Origin of the sequence: Burkholderia sp. 4NA327C6 (genome assembly GCF_005502655.1) — a bacterium.
Lineage (GTDB): Bacteria > Pseudomonadota > Gammaproteobacteria > Burkholderiales > Burkholderiaceae > Burkholderia > Burkholderia contaminans.
On sequence record NZ_SCNZ01000026.1, the window covers coordinates 27,657 to 43,822 of the forward strand.

The 16,166-nt window shown below is 70.0% G+C and carries 16 protein-coding genes and 2 riboswitches; of the genes, 5 read left to right on the plus strand and 11 right to left on the minus strand.

Annotated elements, in window-relative coordinates; genetic code table 11:
• Nucleotides 1–12: 12 nt before the first annotated feature.
• On the minus strand, nt 13–1,176 hold the full coding sequence (locus tag FFS49_RS24495; protein ID WP_105815820.1) for a CoA transferase: 1,164 nt from the start codon (nt 1,174–1,176) through the stop codon (nt 13–15).
• A 274-nt stretch (nt 1,177–1,450) separates the two neighbouring features.
• On the opposite strand from FFS49_RS24495, the gene FFS49_RS24500 reads away from it, so the two are divergent.
• Together FFS49_RS24500 and FFS49_RS24505 are read left to right on the plus strand one after the other, a co-directional pair.
• On the plus strand, nt 1,451–1,711 hold the full coding sequence (locus FFS49_RS24500; protein WP_046545702.1) for a hypothetical protein: 261 nt from the start codon (nt 1,451–1,453) through the stop codon (nt 1,709–1,711).
• A 150-nt stretch (nt 1,712–1,861) separates the two neighbouring features.
• Nucleotides 1,862–2,284 carry an NUDIX domain-containing protein gene (locus tag FFS49_RS24505; RefSeq protein ID WP_039358584.1) on the plus strand — a complete coding sequence of 141 codons (423 nt, stop codon included), beginning with the start codon at nt 1,862–1,864 and terminating at the stop codon, nt 2,282–2,284.
• A gap of 21 nt (nt 2,285–2,305) precedes the next feature.
• On the opposite strand, the gene FFS49_RS24510 is transcribed toward FFS49_RS24505, so the two are convergent.
• From FFS49_RS24510 to FFS49_RS42095, 10 genes are all read right to left on the minus strand, one after another.
• On the minus strand, nt 2,306–2,632 hold the full coding sequence (locus tag FFS49_RS24510) for a low molecular weight protein tyrosine phosphatase family protein (RefSeq protein WP_105815821.1): 327 nt from the start codon (nt 2,630–2,632) through the stop codon (nt 2,306–2,308).
• Nucleotides 2,633–2,663: 31 nt separating this feature from the next.
• Nucleotides 2,664–3,236 (minus strand): DUF1993 domain-containing protein, encoded by a 573-nt coding sequence (locus tag FFS49_RS24515; RefSeq protein ID WP_105815822.1) that lies wholly within the window; start codon nt 3,234–3,236, stop codon nt 2,664–2,666.
• 174 nt (nt 3,237–3,410) lie between these two features.
• On the minus strand, nt 3,411–3,863 hold the full coding sequence (locus tag FFS49_RS24520) for a YaiI/YqxD family protein (protein WP_071334453.1): 453 nt from the start codon (nt 3,861–3,863) through the stop codon (nt 3,411–3,413).
• Nucleotides 3,864–3,924: 61 nt separating this feature from the next.
• On the minus strand, nt 3,925–4,533 hold the full coding sequence (locus tag FFS49_RS24525; protein WP_105815823.1) for a VWA domain-containing protein: 609 nt from the start codon (nt 4,531–4,533) through the stop codon (nt 3,925–3,927).
• A 68-nt stretch (nt 4,534–4,601) separates the two neighbouring features.
• Nucleotides 4,602–5,687, minus strand: a complete 1,086-nt coding sequence (locus tag FFS49_RS24530) for an ATP-binding protein (RefSeq protein WP_105815824.1) — start codon at nt 5,685–5,687, stop codon at nt 4,602–4,604.
• Nucleotides 5,684–9,493 (minus strand): cobaltochelatase subunit CobN, encoded by a 3,810-nt coding sequence (cobN, locus tag FFS49_RS24535; protein WP_105815825.1) that lies wholly within the window; start codon nt 9,491–9,493, stop codon nt 5,684–5,686. Before cobN ends, FFS49_RS24530 begins: the two co-directional genes overlap by 4 nt.
• A gap of 6 nt (nt 9,494–9,499) precedes the next feature.
• Nucleotides 9,500–10,588, minus strand: coding sequence for a cobalamin biosynthesis protein CobW (cobW, locus tag FFS49_RS24540; protein WP_105815826.1), 1,089 nt, complete (start codon nt 10,586–10,588; stop codon nt 9,500–9,502).
• A gap of 26 nt (nt 10,589–10,614) precedes the next feature.
• Nucleotides 10,615–11,673, minus strand: a complete 1,059-nt coding sequence (locus FFS49_RS24545) for a HoxN/HupN/NixA family nickel/cobalt transporter (RefSeq protein WP_105815916.1) — start codon at nt 11,671–11,673, stop codon at nt 10,615–10,617.
• A 182-nt stretch (nt 11,674–11,855) separates the two neighbouring features.
• Nucleotides 11,856–12,119: riboswitch (cobalamin riboswitch) on the minus strand.
• 82 nt (nt 12,120–12,201) lie between these two features.
• Nucleotides 12,202–12,786 (minus strand): EAL domain-containing protein, encoded by a 585-nt coding sequence (locus FFS49_RS42090; RefSeq protein WP_232357078.1) that lies wholly within the window; start codon nt 12,784–12,786, stop codon nt 12,202–12,204.
• The gene (locus FFS49_RS42095) at nt 12,783–13,697 is read right to left on the minus strand and encodes a CSS-motif domain-containing protein (RefSeq protein WP_171026827.1); all 915 of its coding nucleotides are present in this window, start codon (nt 13,695–13,697) and stop codon (nt 12,783–12,785) included. Before FFS49_RS42095 ends, FFS49_RS42090 begins: the two co-directional genes overlap by 4 nt.
• 297 nt (nt 13,698–13,994) lie before the next feature.
• Nucleotides 13,995–14,232: riboswitch (cobalamin riboswitch) on the plus strand.
• Nucleotides 14,233–14,401: 169 nt separating this feature from the next.
• Here FFS49_RS42095 and cobA point away from each other — a divergent pair.
• From cobA to cobO, 3 genes are read left to right on the plus strand one after another with little or no spacing between them, the layout of a single operon-like run.
• On the plus strand, nt 14,402–15,151 hold the full coding sequence (gene cobA / locus FFS49_RS24555; RefSeq protein WP_105815827.1) for a uroporphyrinogen-III C-methyltransferase: 750 nt from the start codon (nt 14,402–14,404) through the stop codon (nt 15,149–15,151).
• The gene (locus FFS49_RS24560) at nt 15,148–15,525 is read left to right on the plus strand and encodes a cobalamin biosynthesis protein (protein ID WP_105815828.1); all 378 of its coding nucleotides are present in this window, start codon (nt 15,148–15,150) and stop codon (nt 15,523–15,525) included. Before cobA ends, FFS49_RS24560 begins: the two co-directional genes overlap by 4 nt.
• 37 nt (nt 15,526–15,562) lie before the next feature.
• The gene (gene cobO, locus FFS49_RS24565) at nt 15,563–16,165 is read left to right on the plus strand and encodes a cob(I)yrinic acid a,c-diamide adenosyltransferase (protein ID WP_071334446.1); all 603 of its coding nucleotides are present in this window, start codon (nt 15,563–15,565) and stop codon (nt 16,163–16,165) included.
• Nucleotide 16,166: the final 1 nt, after the last annotated feature.

Here is a 16,166-nt window from a genome sequence, read left to right on the forward strand (position 1 = left end):
CCTCCCGTCCGGTCAGTCCTGGCGTATGTCGTGATCGTTGCCTGCGTCGGCGAACACCTGCGCCGCGTGTTCGTTCAGCGCGGGCGGCGGCCGCCGGTACGTGGCCGGCGTGCGGCCGAGCTTGATCGGTGACGCGATGCCGCGATGCCGGCCCAGCTCGACCTTCATCTGCCGATGCGCGACATGCGGATGGTCGAGCGCCGCATCGAGCCCGAGCACCGGTGCGCACGGCACGCCGCGGCGCATCAGTTGCTCGGCGAGCGCCGCGCCGTCGTGTCCGGCCAGCGCCGTTTCGAGCAGCGTGCGCAGCGCGGCGCGGTTCGCGCTGCGCGCGCGGTTGTCCGCGAAACGCGGATCGTCGAGCCAGTCGCGCGTGCCGAGCACGTCGCACAAGCCCGCGAACTGCCCGTTGTTGCCGACCGCCAGAAAGATGTCGACGCTCGCCGTCGGAAAGCTGTCGTACGGCGTGATGTTCGGATGCGCATTGCCGGTGCGCACGGGTGCCTTTCCCGAATGGAAGAAGTTCGGCGTATGCGGATGCAGGATCGACAGCGCGCAGTCGAACAACGTCGATTCGACGAACTGGCCGCGGCCGCTCGCATCGCGCTCGCGCAGTGCCATCAGCACGCCGAGCGCCGCGTTCAGCCCGGTGACGAGATCGACGATCGGCACGCCGACCCGCAGCGGCGCGCCACCGGCTTCGCCATTGACGCTCATCAGCCCCGCGAGCGCCTGCACGGCCGCGTCGTAGCCGGGCAGCCCGCCCAGCGGGCCGTCCGCGCCGAAGCCCGATACACGGCAATGAACGAGGCGCGGAAACCGCGCATGCAGCGCGTCGAAGCCGAGGCCCCAGCGCTCCATCGTGCCGATCTTGAAGTTCTCGACGATCGCGTCCGCATGTTCGAGCAGGCCGAGCAGCCGCTCGCGGTCGGCCGGTTGCGTCAGGTCGAGCGCGATGCCGAGCTTGTTGCGGTTCACGCCGAGGAAGTACGACGCGGTGTCGCCGTCGAACGGCGGGCCCCAGGTGCGCGTCTCGTCGCCGGACGGCGGTTCGACCTTGATCACCTCCGCGCCGTGGTCGGCCAGGATCTGCGTGGCATAGGGGCCACCCAGCACCCGCGACAGATCGATGATGCGCAATCCCGCCAGCGCGCCCTGCTGCTCGTGTTCCGCCATGCGTCCCGCTCCTGGTTCCGGTTGATCGGACGGCCGGCCCCGGTGGTCCCGCGCCTGCGGCGCGATCTTCCGGATTCGGCGAATAATTCTTGTACGTGAATTTATATTCACACTCAGGAATTACATTGTCAACTCCGGCGGCACGCTGAGGCGGAGCGGAAGACGCCGCCGCGCGCAAGTGGGGCGGCACCCGGCACGGGCCGGTTGCGGCGGCGCCCCGCCTTTCGTAAGCTGGCGGGCCATCTTCATCTCAAAACAATCGGACGGATCATTCATGAAACGGATGTTGCTCGCGGCCTTCGTGCTGGCGTCGACGCTGGGCGTCGGACATGCGCAAACCCGGACGTTCCATTTCGGCGAAGGACAGACCGGGATGCCGGGTGGCGCGCCGCAGTCGGCCTCACCGGCCGCACGGCCCGCGCCCGCACGGCGGCACGTCACGCCGCCGCCGTCCCACCATCGGCGCGCCGTTCACAAGCGCCGCCAGCCGCGCCACGCGAAGCCCGCGCGCAGCGGCATCTATACGCACGCGTGACCCGGCGGTCGTCCCGCGAAGGCGTGCATGGAACTGTCATGAACGACCGCTAAGATCGCTACGGGTGCCTGTACGCCGCTGTAGCCTGCTGCCGGGCAACGCGCCGCCGACACGCAATTTCTCCACGATTCAGCACCTGTTTTACCGAACATGAGTACCGGGCCGGACACTCTCGCCGTCATCAAGGAACGCGCCACGATCGTGTGCCGTCAGCGCAGCAGCGTGCTGCTGGTTGCCCGCGTCGCGTCGCGCTGGTCGCTGCCGGGCGGCACGATCCGGCGTGGCGAAACGCCGCTCGATGCCGCATTGCGGGAGCTTGCCGAGGAAACCCGGCTGGAGGGGCTCGCGCTCGACTACGCGGTGCAGTTCGGCGGGTTGACGAAGCTTCATCACGTGTTCGTGGCCGACGTGCCGGCGCACCTGACGCCGCGCGCGAGCAACGAGATCGCCCGCTGCAAGTGGTTCACGGTCGACCGGCTCGACACGCTGCGCGCGAGCGTGCCGACGCGCAAGATCATCGAGCTGCTGCGTCTCGACGGTTTTTCGGCGATCGCGAACGGCCGGCTGCGCTGACGTCGATAGCGCCTGCTCTGGTCACGCGCGCAGCAACGGGCCGGCCTTGCGTTCGAGCAAGGTGACGAGTTCCGGCTGCATGTATGCGTAGCGGTCGGGAATGTCGAGGCAGACGATCTTCTTGTGCCGCAGATGCGCGCCGAATTGCGCCGCCAGCCGCGCCTGGTGCGCGCGCTCCATCACGAATACGACGTCGGCCCAGTCGAGCTGCTCGGCGGACACGCGCGTGTCCGCATCGGGGGCGAGGCCCGCCGAGTCGGTTTCGATGCCCGGCCATGCGGCGAACACCGCTTCGGCCGTCGGGCTGCGCAGCCGGTTGCGGCTACAGAGGAAGAGTGCCCGCGTCATGTCGCTTCGCAGATGCCCGGCGCCTGCCCGATCAACCCTGCGGAATCGTGCCCGGCCGGACGTACGCGAGCATGTGCGGCACGTAGTCGGCCTTGCCGAGTTCGACGCCGTGGTGGCGCAGGATCGCGTACGCGGTGATCGCGTGGAAGTAGAACTGCGGCAGCGCCCAGTCGCGCGCGTACTGTTCGCCCGTCATGTCGAACGCGATCCCGTTCGGCAACTCGAGCGCGATCGGCAGCGCGGCACCGCCATCGAGCGCATCTGGCGCGAGGTCGCCAAGAAACGTGAGCGTGCCGGCGATGATCGCCTGCGCATCGGCGAGCGTGCCGGGCTGCGCATCCGCATTCCATCCCGCCTCGCGCAATGCGAGCAGGGCGTCCGGCAGCGGCTCGCCGCGCAGCCGGTGGACGGGCTCCATCGCCTGGAAGCACGAGAAGCGTGCCTGTGCCGCGAGCGGATACATGTCGGGCGCGAGCTTCAGCGACATCGCCGCGTCGGGCGCGTCGCCCGCGGCCTGCCGATGTGCGGCGGCCTTGTTGAGCCACGCGGACTGCGCGCGCAGCATCTGGGTGAAGGTCGGAACGAGGAGTTGAGTCGGTGACACGCGTGCGCTCCTATGCTGTGTTGTGGTTTTTGCCACGATAGCAGCGCAGGGACAAACCTGCATCCCCGCCTGTGGGGCACGCGCGATTCGATGCGGATTCGGTGAGGTAGCGCATGGCGCGCAGGCGCAGCCCCACGCAGGGCGATCACGACACCTGGCCGCCGCGACGCAACCTCAAGGCTTGCCCTGTCGCGCCAGGAACCGGTCGAACTGCGACGCAAACGCCTTGCCGTCGCGTGCGCTGAACGGCGCCGGCCCGCCCGTGTCGATGCCCGCGCTGCGCAACTGGTCCATCATCGCGCGCGTCGACAGGCGTTCCTCGATGTTCTCGCGGCTGAACCAGTTGCCGCGCGGGTCGAGCGCATGCGCGCCCTTGTCGAGCACGGCGGCGGCCAGCGGGATGTCGGCGGTGATCACGAGGTCGCCCGCTTCCACCAGCTCGACGATGCGCGCATCGGCCACGTCGAAGCCGGCCGGCACCTGCACCGCCTTGATGAACGGCGATGGCGGCGTGCGCAGAAACTGGTTCGCGACCAGCGTCACGCGGATTTCGGCACGACGCGCGGCGCGAAACAGCATGTCCTTGATGACGGCGGGACACGCGTCGGCATCGACGAGTACTTGCATGGCGGGGTTTCCCAATGGGTTGAAGCGGAAGCGGCGATCATAGCGCACCGCCGGCCGGCCATCAGCCGGCGCGGCCCGTGCACAGCGCGTCGGCCGTCACCCACTGCGCGCCCCACGCGTCGGCGAGCCGCGCGCCCTGCCCGATCCGCACGGCCGCATCGTCGAAGTCGACGAACACGACGTGATCGGCCGCCGCGGGTTTCGCGGGCGTCTCGCGCGTGCGTCCGTCGGACAGCACCCACAGCCAGCGCTGTGTGGCCGGCTCACGCCGCGCCGCGCGCGCGAGCAATTGCGCGGCGGCCGCGATGCCGTCCGCGAGCGGCGTACCGCCGCCGCCTTCGACCGGTTCGAGCCAGCGCGCATTCCACCAGCGCGGCACGGCCGGGCCGAAGCGCCGCACGGCGCCATGGCCGCCGAAGCAGATCAGCGCGGTTTCGACACGGTCGCGCGCGGCCTGGTCGAAATACGCGACGATCAGCCCCTTCGCCAACGCGAGCCGCGCGTGCGACAGCATCGACGCCGAACAGTCGAGCACGAAGCAATGCAGTGCGTGCGGCGTGCCGGCGTGTTTCCGGAAGCGCAGATGGTCGCGATGCAGCGCGCTGCCGCGTTTCGCGGCGAGCGTCGCGGGCCATGCCACGGCCGTGCCGGCGCGCACCGTGCCCGGCACGCGCGCGGCTGCGCCTGATTGCCATCGAGGACCGCGAACGGGGTTCGCGGCGGCGCCGGCTCGATGGCTCAGCGTTTTTTTAGCGGCAGCGGCACCACGCCTTTCACGTCGCGCAGCCCGGCCGGCTCGGGCGGCAGGTAGCCCCAGTCGCCCTGCGGTGCGGTGGCATCGTTCTTCGCGACATCCGACGAATCGTCGGGGCGATCGCGCGCATCAGGCACATCGGGCGCAGGGCGATCGTTGCGTTCGTCGTCGCGCTGTGGCGCGCCGGACGAGGGCGGCGCGCCCGCGTGGCGCCGGTGCCGCAGCACCGCGTCGGCCACCCGCTCGACATGCGACACCGTCACCGCGTCGGCCTGCTCCAGCGCGGCGAGCGCGCGCGCCGCGCGCAGCATCACGAGATCGGCACGCAGCCCGTCGACCGCCGCGGCGATGCACAGCGCGCTGACGCGCGCATGGACCGCATCGTCGAAATCGAGCGCCGCCAGCCGGGCGCGCGCCGCATGAATGCGGCCGCCAAGTTCGCGCTGGGCGGATGCATGACGTGCGCGGAACGCATCCGGATCGAGATCGAACGCGAGCCGCGCCTTCACGATCCGCTCGCGCTGCGCGGCGTCGAAGCAGTTCTCCAGCTCGACCATCAACCCGAAGCGGTCGAGCAGTTGCGGACGCAGTTCGCCCTCCTCCGGATTCATCGTGCCGATGAGCACGAAGCGCGCATCGTGCGCGTGCGACACGCCATCGCGTTCGACGATGTTCACGCCGCTCGCGGCGACATCGAGTAGCGTATCGACGAGCCCGTCGGCGAGCAGGTTCACTTCGTCGACATACAGCACGCCGAGATGCGCTCGCGCGAGCAGGCCCGGCCGGAAGCGCACGCTGTTTTCGGCGAGTGCATGCGCGAGATCGAGCGTCCCCGTCACCTGCTCGTCGCTCGCCGACAGCGGCAGCGTGACGAACTGCCCTTCGGGCAACAGCTCCGCGAGGCCGCGCGCCGCGGTCGATTTCGCGGTGCCGCGCGGCCCGCTCACGAGCACGCCGCCGAGCGACGGGTCGATCGCGGCGAGCAGCAGCGCCTGCTGCAACGCGTCCTGCGCGACCAGCGCCGCAAACGGAAAGACCGCGCGGGCGCGGTGCGTCGTCGGATCGGTCATCGCCGTCCCCCTTCCTGAAGTTGTTCGCTCGCGAGCCAGACCGCTTCGATCCGTTCGCGATAGTCGCCCGGCCGCTGCCACAGGCCGCGCTGCATCGCCTCGACGAAACGTTCGCAGATGCCGTGCAGCGCCTTCGGATTGTGGCGCTCGAGGAACGCGCGGGTGGCGTCGTCGAACAGGTACGCGTCGGCGACGAGCGCGTACTGGTGGTCGGACAGCACGCGCGCGGTCGCGTCATAGCCGTACAGGTAGTCGACCGTCGCGGCCAGCTCGGCCGCGCCCTTGTAACCATGGCGCTTCACGCCGTCGAGCCATTTCGGGTTGACGACGCGCGAGCGGATCACGCGCGCGATTTCCTCGCGCAGCGTGCGCATCTTCGGCGCGGCCGGGTTCGCGTGGTCGCCGTGGTAGATGCTCGGCTGCTGCCCGGACAGGTGCCGCACGGCCGCGGTCATCCCGCCCTGGAACTGGTAGTAGTCGTTCGAATCGAGGATGTCGTGCTCGCGGCTGTCCTGGTTCTGCACGACGACGTCGATCGTCGCGAGCCGCTCGCCGAACACGTCGGCCGCGGCGTCGCCCGCGCTGTTCTGCGCGTACGCATGGCCGCCCCACTGGCGGTAGGCATCGGCGAGATCGGCGTCGGTCTGCCAGCGGCGCTGGTCGATCAGGTCCTGCAGGCCCGCGCCGTAGCTGCCCGGCCGCGCGCCGAACACGCGCCAGCCGGCGCGGCGCCGCGCTTCGTCCGGCGCCACGCCCTGCGCCACCCATTTCTCGCGTTCGCGCTCGATGCGCGCGCGGATCGGGTTCAGCTCCTCGGGCTCGTCGAGCGCGGCCACCGCCTGCACGGCCGCGTCGAACAGGTGCATCAGGTTCGGGAACGCGTCGCGGAAGAAGCCCGACACGCGCAGCGTCACGTCGATGCGCGGCCGGTCGAAGATCTCGATCGGCAGGATCTCGAAGTCGGTCACGCGGTGGCTGCCGTGCGCCCATTTCGGCCGCACGCCGAGCAGCGCGAACGCCTGCGCGATGTCGTCGCCGCCGGTGCGCATCGTGGCCGTGCCCCAGACCGACAGCCCGATCGCGCGCGGATAGTCGCCGTGATCCTGCAGATGGCGCTCGATCAGCTGCTGCGCGGATTTCAGGCCGAGCGACCACGCGGCCTGCGTCGGCACCGCACGCGTGTCGACCGAGTAGAAATTGCGGCCGGTCGGCAGTACGTCGGGGCGGCCGCGCGACGGCGAGCCGCTCGGCCCCGGCGGCACGAAGCGGCCGTCGAGCCCGCGCAGCAGCTGGCGCATTTCCTCGCCGCCGCACGCGTCGAGCGCGGGCAACAGCGTCGCGCGGACGCGTTCGATGACGGCGAGCGTATGCGGCCAGTCGCCGGGCGGCGGCGTGCCGGTGCACGTGTCGCGGCCGTCGGCTGCGCACAGCCCGTCGAGCCATTGCTGCGCGAGCCGTTCGAGCCGCTCGCGCGTATCGCCCGCATGGCGCCACGGCGATGCGTCGAGCGCCTGCAGGACCGCCGGGCGCGGGCCAACCCACGGCGCGGCCCAGTCGGCCGCGAGCGGATCGAAGTCGTCGCCGAGCGCGAGATCGCGTGCGAGCGCGCCGATCAGCCCGGCGCGCGCCCCCTTGCCGTCGCCGACCGGAAAACGCGCGAGCGCGAGCAGCGTGTCGCGACGCTGGCGCTCGGCCGGCGATTCGCCGAACACGTGCAGCCCGTCGCGGATCTGCGCCTCCTTCAGTTCGCACAGCCACGCGTCGACGCGCGTGAGCAGCGCATCCTCGTCGCCCGCGTCGCGCGGCGGCGACACGCTCAGTTCGTCGTGCAGCCGATGCTCGGCGATCGTCGCGAGGATCGTCTTGCGCAGCAGCTTCGCGCGCCGCGCATCGACCATCAGCGCTTCGTAGTATTCGTCGACCTGCCGTTCGAGATCCTGCAACGGACCGTAGTTTTCCGCGCGGGTGAGCGGCGGCATCAGGTGATCGACGATCACGGCCTGCGCGCGGCGCTTCGCCTGGCTGCCCTCGCCCGGATCGTTGACGATGAACGGATACAGGTGCGGCAGCGGCCCGAGCGTCAGGTCGGGCCAGCACGCGTCGGACAGCGCGACGCTCTTGCCCGGCAGCCATTCGAGGTTGCCGTGCTTGCCGAGGTGGATGACCGCGTCGATGCGATACGCATCGCGCAGCCAGAAATAGAACGCGAGATACGCATGCGGCGGCACGAGATCCGCGTCGTGATAGCTCGCGTAGTCGTTCTCGCCGCGCGAGCGCGACGGCTGGATGCCGACGAACACGTTGCCCGCGCGCCAGCCGGCGATCGTGAAGCGCCCTTGCCGCAGCGTCGGGTCGGCGTCGGGCGGACCCCAGCGTTCGTTCAGCGCATCGCGCACGGCCGCCGGCAGCCGCGCGAAACGCGCGACGTAGTCGGCCAGCGGGAAGCTCTGGAATGCGGGGCGCAACGCATGCACGGCCGCGTCGTTGGTCACGCCTTCGGTGAGCCGCGCGATCAGCGCGTCGCCGTCGGGCGGCAGGTCGGCCACCGTGTAGCCCGCGTCGCGCAGCGCCGCGAGCACGCGCAGCGCGGACGCCGGCGTGTCGAGCCCAACGCCGTTGCCGATGCGCCCTTCGCTTTGCGGATAGTTCGCGAGAATCAGCGCGACGCGCTTGTCGGCGTGGTCGAGCGTGCGCAGCCGGCACCAGCCGCGCGCAAGCGCCGCGACGAACGCGATCCGCTCGGCATCCGGCTGGTAGCGCACGACGTCGACCTCGGTGTGCGGGCAGCGGTACGCGAGCCCCTTGAAGCTCACCGCGCGCGTGACGATGCGTCCGTCGACCTCGGGCAGCGCGATGTGCATCGCGATGTCGCGCGCATGCAGGCCCTGGTTGTCGGCCATCCACGCGTCGCGATTGCCGCCGGACAGGATCACCTGCAATACCGGCGCGTCGCCGGCGAGCACGTCGTGCTCGGGGCTGTCGATTGAGCCCGCCGCGAATGCGGTCGTGTTCAGCACGAGCGCGACGCCGTGCGTGTCGCAGAGCTGCGTGATGACTTCGCGGCTGACCGCGTCCTTCAACGACGTGACCGCGATCGGCAGCGGATTCAGCCCTTCGTCGACGAGCGCGTCGGCCAGTGCATCGAACACGGCCGTGTTTGCCGCCTGCCAGTGCGCGCGATAGAACAGGATCGCGACGACGGGCGCGCCGGGTGTCCAGCGCGGCCGCCAGTCGTCGACGCTCGCGCGGTCGCGCGCCGGGTGATACAGCGCGGCGGCCGGCAGCGGGCGCGGCGGCTCGGGTTCGTCGCCGAAGCCGAGCGTGTGGAAGGCAATGCTGCGCAACAGCGCCTCGGCGTTGTGCACGCCACCCTCACGCAGGTAGCGCCACCACAGCCGGCACAGGTCGGGCGCGACGGTGCTTTTCGCGACGAGGTTCGGGTCTTCCTGCAGGTCGCCCGAGAACATCGCGAGCTGCTGCCCGCGCTTCGACGCGAGCGACACGGCCTGCTCGATCCCGTACGGCCAGTACGCCTCGCCGCCGAGATGATCGATCACGACCGACTTCGCATGCTGCAGCACGTCGTCGACGTAGAAATCGACCGACGCCGGCTGCCGCAGGAACGTGACGTTCGCGAGCCGCACGCTCGGGAACCCGGCCGGCAGGCGCGGCACGACGCTCGCGAGGAGCGACAGCGTCGTGTCGGCCGAACTGAGGATCACGATGTCGGCCGGTTGCTGGTCGATCCGGACGACGCCCTGCGTATCGTCGACGAAGCCGCCCGGCGTGGTGCGCAGCAGATGCATCGTGCGTTACGCCTGTTGCGGCTCGGCCGCGCATGCGGCGTCGAACGCGCGTTGCAGCGCGGCCGCGTCGAGATCCTCGCCGATCAGCACGAAGCGGCTCGCACGCGTTTCGCCGTCCTGCCAGCGACGGTCGAAATAGCTGTCGAAGCGGCGGCCGACGCCCTGGATCACGAGCCGCATCGGCGCGCCGGGCAGCGCGGCGAAGCCTTTCGCGCGGTAGATCGTGTGCGCCTCGACGACGCGCTGCAACGCGGCGATCGTCGCTTCGCGCGTACCCGCATCGCCCGACACGACCACCGAGTCGAAATCGTCGTGATGGTGATCGTGATCGCCGTCGTCGGCCGAGCCGTGATGGTCGTGACGCAGGTGGATCGTTTCTTCCGATGCCGATTCGAGGCCGAGCAGCATCGCGAGGTCGAGCTCGCCGCGCGTCGCGCGCACGATCTTCACCTGCGGCGGGATCTCGTCGCGGATCGCGGTTTCGATCTGCGCGAATTCCGCGTCGCCGACGAGATCGGCCTTGTTCACGATCACGAGATCGGCGGACGACAGCTGATCGGCGAACAGCTCGTGCAGCGGCGATTCGTGGTCGAGGTTCGGATCGGCGCGGCGCTGCGCGTCGACGGCCTGCGGGTTTTCCGCGAACTGGCCGCTGGCGGCGGCCGGCCCGTCGACCACGGTCACGACCGCGTCGACCGTGAAGCTGTTGCGGATCGTCGGCCAGTTGAACGCCTGCACGAGCGGCTTCGGCAGCGCGAGGCCGGACGTCTCGATCAGCACGTGGTCGATGTCCGCGCGGCGCTCGACGAGCGCTTCCATCACCGGATAGAACTCTTCCTGCACGGTGCAGCACAGGCAGCCGTTCGCGAGCTCGTAGAGCTGGCCCGCCGCTTCGCCCTGCGCGCCGTCGGCATCCTCGCAGCCGATGCCGCAGCCCTTGAGGATTTCGCCGTCGATGCCGAGCTCGCCGAATTCGTTGACGATCACCGCGATGCGGCGGCCTTCGGCGTGCTGCAGGATGTGGCGCATCAGCGTGGTCTTGCCGCTGCCGAGAAAGCCCGTGACGATCGTGACGGGAAGCTTGCGTAGGGTCATGGTAGGTCCTGTGTCGAATGAGGGAGTCAGGCCGAGAGCGTCACGTCGATCTCGTCGTATCGTTTGAGGCGGTAGATCGCGGCCGATACGATCCAGCACGCGAGGAACAGGCCGATCACGACGTAGCCGAGCATCCCGAAATGCGAGGCGACCAGCGTCGAGAATGCCCAGACGGGGCCCTGCAGCGAGAGTTTTTCGGCGAGCAGCGCGAGCACCTCGATGCCGCCGATCAGCGCGGCGACCAGCACCGACACGAACGTGATCGTCATGTTGTAGTAGATCTTGCGGATCGGCCGCACGTACGCCCAGCGGTACGCGCCCATCATCAGGATCCCGTCGGTCGTGTCGACGAGCGTCATGCCCGCGGTGAACAGCGCCGGCAGCACCATCACCGACCAGAACGACATGCCGCCCTGCACCTGCGTCGCGGAAATGCCGAACAGCGCGATCTCGGTCGCGGTATCGAAGCCGAGGCCGAACAGGAAGCCGACCGGATACAGGTGCCAGCTGCGCGACACGAGGCGGAACAGCGGCCGGAACAGGCGCGCGAGCACGCCGCGCTGGTTCATCAGCATGTCGAGATCGGCATCGACGATCGCCTCGCCGCGGCGGGCCGCGCGAAACGTGCGGTACACGGAGATCAGGATCAGCAGGTTCGCGGCCGCGAGCACCAGCAGGAAGAATGCCGACACGCTCGTGCTGATCACGCCGCCCCAGGTCTTCACGCTCTCGAAGCGCGCGAGCGACGCCGCGGTCAGCGCGACCGCCGCCGACATCACGATCACCACGGTCGAGTGGCCGAGCGAGAAGAACAGGCCCGCGCCGAGCGGGCTGCGGCCTCCCTGCATCAGCTTGCGCGTGACGTTGTCGATCGCGGCGATATGGTCGGCATCGACCGCGTGGCGCAGCCCGAACACGTACGCGAGCAGCGCGGTGCCCAGCAGCACGGGCTGGTCGCGGAACGCGACGAACGCCCAGATCCACGCGGCGACGTTAAACGCGACGAGCAGCGAGTAGATCGCGGCGATTTTTCCGCGCAGCCCGGACGGGCTGTCGTTGAACAGGCGGAGGAACGAGTCGAGCATGATGCTCCCTTGCGAACGGTCGACAGGGTGAATGCCAACACGGCTGCCGCGTGCCCTGCCCGTGCCGCCCGCCGCACGCCACGCCGGCGCGCGCATGCAGCGGACGGTTCGGCGGAGGAAGCGGGAAACACTCGGACGTCTGGGCGTACTGCGGCCGTGGACGATGCGCCGCCTCCCCGCGGCGCTGGATCCAACGTCCTGGCCGGTATCCGGGCTGACGAACACGCCGCTTCGCCTTCCCGGATGCGCGGCATCCAGTGGCGGTCGTCCGCATGCGGCAGGCATGCGGCGAAGCGGCGCTGCGTCGTGGCAGGCACGACGCGTTCGCTTACCGTTGCGGGGGCAGCACAGGTTGGCTCGACTGCGGTGCAGGCAGGCTCCCTGTTTCCCGTTTAACTGCGCGCGCCGGAGCGGCACGCGCGAGCACCAAAACGCGTGCGAGTGTAGGCGGGTGGGCCGAGAGCGTCAAGACGACGGCCCGCGAGCCCGTGCGAGCGCGCGTCGCGGCCGGCTTTTCGGTCCAGCGGCTCAGCCGGTTTCCGGCGACTGCGCCGCGATCGCGTGGCGCAGCGCTTCGACGGTATCGGGACGCCCGAAATACCAGCCCTGTGCACGGATCGACTGCCCGGGGATGTCGAGCATGTCCGCCTGCTCACGGGTCTCGACGCCCTCGAAGACCAGGCCGGCCCCGAGCCGGCGGGCGATCGCCAGGATCTCCGGAATGAACGAAGTGCCGTCATGCTGCGGCGCGACCGGCAGCAGCGAACGGTCGACCTTGATGTAGTCGATCGGAAGATGCTGCAGCAGGCTCAGGCTGGAGTAGCCGGTGCCAAAATCGTCGATGTAGACGGGATGCCCGAGCTCGCGCAATTGCCGCAGTGCCGGCACGATTTCCGGCAGTTCCACGGTCGACCGTTCGGTCAGTTCGACGCCGACATGCCGGCGCGGCAATCCGGCCGGCCAGCAGCCGTTCAGCGTCGCCATCAGGCTGCCGTCCCGCAATTCGGGCGCGCTGGCGTTGATGGTGACGCAAAAGTCCGGCCTGCTGTCGAACAGCACGCGCATCTCCCGCAGGACCGTGCGCACGACGAACGCCGTGACGTCGACGATCATGCCCGCGCGTTCGGCCTCGGCAATGAACACGTCGGGGCGGCTGGCCCGCCGGTCCAGCGGATCAGCGCTTCGGCGGAGACGATTCGCGATGACGCGCCCAGCGCAACGATCGGCTGATAGCGCAGGACGAATTGCCCGTTTGCCAGCGCTCGACGTATCTGCGCCGGGAGCGCGGCCCAGCGCCGGTGCAGCACCCGCGCGCCGAGCCCCAGACAGCAGCCCGCCGCGCCGGCGGCGATCCCCAGCAGCCAGCCGGCGCGCCGACTCGCGTTCGCGAGCGCCTGCGGCGTCACGACGACGACGGTGCACAGCGGCACCCGCGCCGAGCAGAATGGTTTGCCGTCCCGAAACCCCGGCACCTGGCCGGCATCGACGTACGCCGGGACGCCGCGCTTGTCGAGTCCGATGACGAGCGCGGCCGGGTGGTCCTTGAGTTCGATCACGTAGTGCAGGCCCGGCGGCGGCGGCACCCTGAAGGCGTCCAGATCCATCAGCAGGTTCGCCCTCCCCCCGGCGACCACCAGCCCCAGCGTGTCGGGGCTCGACAACAACGGCACAGTCCAGAAGGCCGACATCGCGTCGGTCAGCCGGAATGGCTGCCGCTTCGGCGCAAAGGGCCTGGGCAGCACGCCCAGCATCGTCGTGCAGAGCAGATCGGGGCCCGACAGGCGTCCGACGTCCTTGATGTACTTCGACTGCACGGAAGCCGATCGCAACAGGCGCCGATCCTGGGGCGAGCAGGCGGCGTACGGCGAGGCATCGACGTCGGCAAGCGTCCTGGCCGCCGAGTCGAATACAACGTCGATCTGCTGGACGACTTGCATCCCCAGCGCGGCAACCGATCGCGCCAGCACGATCTTCGTGACCTGTGGCCACACTGCCAACGCCAGTCCTGCCGAAACGACCAGCACGCAGATAGCGAGTGCATGGCCGGCCCCATGGGAGGTTGTCCACCTGCGTACGTTCGGCATAGGTGCAGCGCTTTGCGATGTAGTGGTCATCGCCCTGCAGGTCCGGCAGAGCGAGCCGATTTTGGTATGGATTTCGTCAGCCTCGTGCGACCGGGGGCCCGAAGCCCGCGCCTTGGTCGTGACGTTGGCCAGAGGATCGCACACCAATATTACGGCCGGACAACGCGGCGCCGCCGGATCGAGTACCGAACGGATACGGGCCCGGTTCGTCGGCGCCGTGCCCAATGTGCGCTGTGCTATCGTAGCGCCGCGTTCGGTGCTCGCATGCGCATTCCGCGCGTGCAGTTAAACGGGAAACAGGAGGCGGACCACCGCCCGGCCTGTGCTGTCCCCGCAACGGTACGCCGCCCGCGCGACGCGCTTCCCCGCGCACGCGCCCAGGCCGCCCTCGATGCCACTGCCCTTCAGCCGGGCGGGAAGGCTGCGGCCCGGCAAGCGGCCAGCCCGGATACCGGCCGACGCAAGGGGCGAGCGCGACGCTCGCCGAACGCCCGATCCGCGGGGGACGGATGAGGTGCGCATTCCGCCCGCGTCCGCGCGAGCTTCGTTCGATTCGTCATGGTTCACCTGTCCGCCGGCCGCCGCCGGACCGCCCGCCTGCCCCTTTCCCCCGTTACGACACGGTGCGCGCCGTGCCGTGCCCGATGAGCCGCGCCTGGCTCATCGGCGCCGGCCCGGGCGACGCCGACCTGCTGACGCTCAAGGCCGCCCACGCGATCGGCGCGGCGGACGTGCTGCTCGTCGACGATCTCGTGAATCCCGACGTGCTGCGCCATGCGCGCGCCGATGCGCACGTCGAGCACGTCGGCAAGCGCGGCGGCCATGCATCGACGCCGCAGGAGACGATCGTCGCCGCGATGCTCGCGCATCTGCGCGCGGGCCGCAGCGTCGCGCGGCTCAAGGGCGGCGATCCGTTCGTGTTCGGCCGCGGCGGCGAGGAGCTGGCCGCGATCGGCGCGGCGGGATTCCCGGTCGAGGTCGTGAACGGCGTTACCGCGGGCATCGCCGCGCCGGCTGCCATCGGCATCCCGGTCACGCAGCGCGGCGATGCGCAGGGCGTGATCTTCGTCACGGGCCACGGCGCGGGCGCCGACGAACCCGACTGGCGCGCACTCGCGGCCACGCGCATGACGATCGTCATCTACATGGGCATCCGCCGGCTCGACGCGATCGCAACCGCGCTGCGCGATGGCGGCCTGCCCGGCGAGACGCCGTGCGCGGCGATCGAGAACGCGACGCGCGTCGAACAACGGCACGTGCTCGCCACGCTCGACACGCTCGTCGAACGTATCGACGCCACCGGCATCGGTTCGCCCGCGATCGTCGTGATCGGCCGCGTCGCGGCGTTCGCCGACGATCCCGCGGTACGTGCCGCGCTCGGCGGCGGCGCATGATGCGTGTCGCACTCGGCATCGGTTTCCGTGCCGGCGTGACGGCCGCGCAACTCGATGCCGCGATCCGCGCGGCGCTGATGCCGTACCCGGCCGCCGAACCGGCGCTCGTGGCCACGCTCGCCGACAAGGCGCGCGCCCGTGCGCTGCGCACGCTGTGCGCGCGACGCGGCTGGCCGCTCGTCGCGTTCGATGCGGCGCAACTCGCGAGCCGCCCGGAGCTGGCCGCGAGCGGCCCGTCGGATGCCGCGCTTGCCCGCTTCGGCGTCGCGGGCGTGGCCGAGCCTTGCGCACAGCTCGCGGCGCCGTACGGCCGGCTGCTGGGCCCCAAATCCATCCGGGACGGCGTGACGGTCGCACTCGCCGGCCCGCTCTGAACTCTTTGTTTCGCTTTCTTTTGACAGGACGAATCCGATGAAAACCGACGCCGAATCCCATCAACGGATGACCGAACGCCGCCGTGCGGGCCACGAGAAGAAGCAGGCCGCCGCCGTCAACGAAAAGGGCCTGCTGATCGTCAACACCGGCAACGGCAAGGGCAAGAGCACGGCCGCCTTCGGCATGGCCGTGCGCGTGCTCGGCCACGGCATGCGGCTCGGTGTCGTGCAGTTCATCAAGGGTGCGCTGCACACGTCCGAGCGCGACTTCCTCGGCGCGGTGGCCGAATGCGATTTCGTGACGATGGGCGACGGCTATACGTGGAACACGCAGGACCGCGACGCCGACATCGCGACCGCGCGCAAGGGCTGGGACGAGGCGCGCCGGATGATCGAGAGCGGCGATTACCGGATGGTGATCCTCGACGAGCTGAACACCGTGCTGAAGTACGAATACCTGCCGCTCGACGAAGTGCTCGCGACGCTCGCCGCGCGTCCCGATTCGGTGCACGTCGTCGTGACCGGGCGGCATGCGCCCGATGCGCTGATCGACGCGGCCGACCTCGTCACCGAAATGCGGCTCGTCAAGCATCCGTACAAGGAGCAAGGCGTGAAGGCGCAGCGCGGCGTGGAGTTCTGAG

What these genes read in the sequence shown, in the direction of transcription:
- FFS49_RS42090 (WP_232357078.1), bottom strand. Translation starts at nt 12,786, where the DNA reads ATGATCGTCGACGTCACGGCGTTCGTCGTGCGCACGGTCCTGCGGGAG.
- FFS49_RS24545 (WP_105815916.1), bottom strand. Translation starts at nt 11,673, where the DNA reads ATGCTCGACTCGTTCCTCCGCCTGTTCAACGACAGCCCGTCCGGGCTG.
- cobO (WP_071334446.1), top strand. Translation starts at nt 15,563, where the DNA reads ATGAAAACCGACGCCGAATCCCATCAACGGATGACCGAACGCCGCCGT.
- FFS49_RS24530 (WP_105815824.1), bottom strand. Translation starts at nt 5,687, where the DNA reads ATGACCGATCCGACGACGCACCGCGCCCGCGCGGTCTTTCCGTTTGCG.
- cobN (WP_105815825.1), bottom strand. Translation starts at nt 9,493, where the DNA reads ATGCATCTGCTGCGCACCACGCCGGGCGGCTTCGTCGACGATACGCAG.
- FFS49_RS24495 (WP_105815820.1), bottom strand. Translation starts at nt 1,176, where the DNA reads ATGGCGGAACACGAGCAGCAGGGCGCGCTGGCGGGATTGCGCATCATC.
- FFS49_RS24510 (WP_105815821.1), bottom strand. Translation starts at nt 2,632, where the DNA reads ATGACGCGGGCACTCTTCCTCTGTAGCCGCAACCGGCTGCGCAGCCCG.
- FFS49_RS24500 (WP_046545702.1), top strand. Translation starts at nt 1,451, where the DNA reads ATGAAACGGATGTTGCTCGCGGCCTTCGTGCTGGCGTCGACGCTGGGC.
- FFS49_RS24505 (WP_039358584.1), top strand. Translation starts at nt 1,862, where the DNA reads ATGAGTACCGGGCCGGACACTCTCGCCGTCATCAAGGAACGCGCCACG.
- FFS49_RS24520 (WP_071334453.1), bottom strand. Translation starts at nt 3,863, where the DNA reads ATGCAAGTACTCGTCGATGCCGACGCGTGTCCCGCCGTCATCAAGGAC.
- cobA (WP_105815827.1), top strand. Translation starts at nt 14,402, where the DNA reads ATGAGCCGCGCCTGGCTCATCGGCGCCGGCCCGGGCGACGCCGACCTG.
- cobW (WP_105815826.1), bottom strand. Translation starts at nt 10,588, where the DNA reads ATGACCCTACGCAAGCTTCCCGTCACGATCGTCACGGGCTTTCTCGGC.
- FFS49_RS24560 (WP_105815828.1), top strand. Translation starts at nt 15,148, where the DNA reads ATGATGCGTGTCGCACTCGGCATCGGTTTCCGTGCCGGCGTGACGGCC.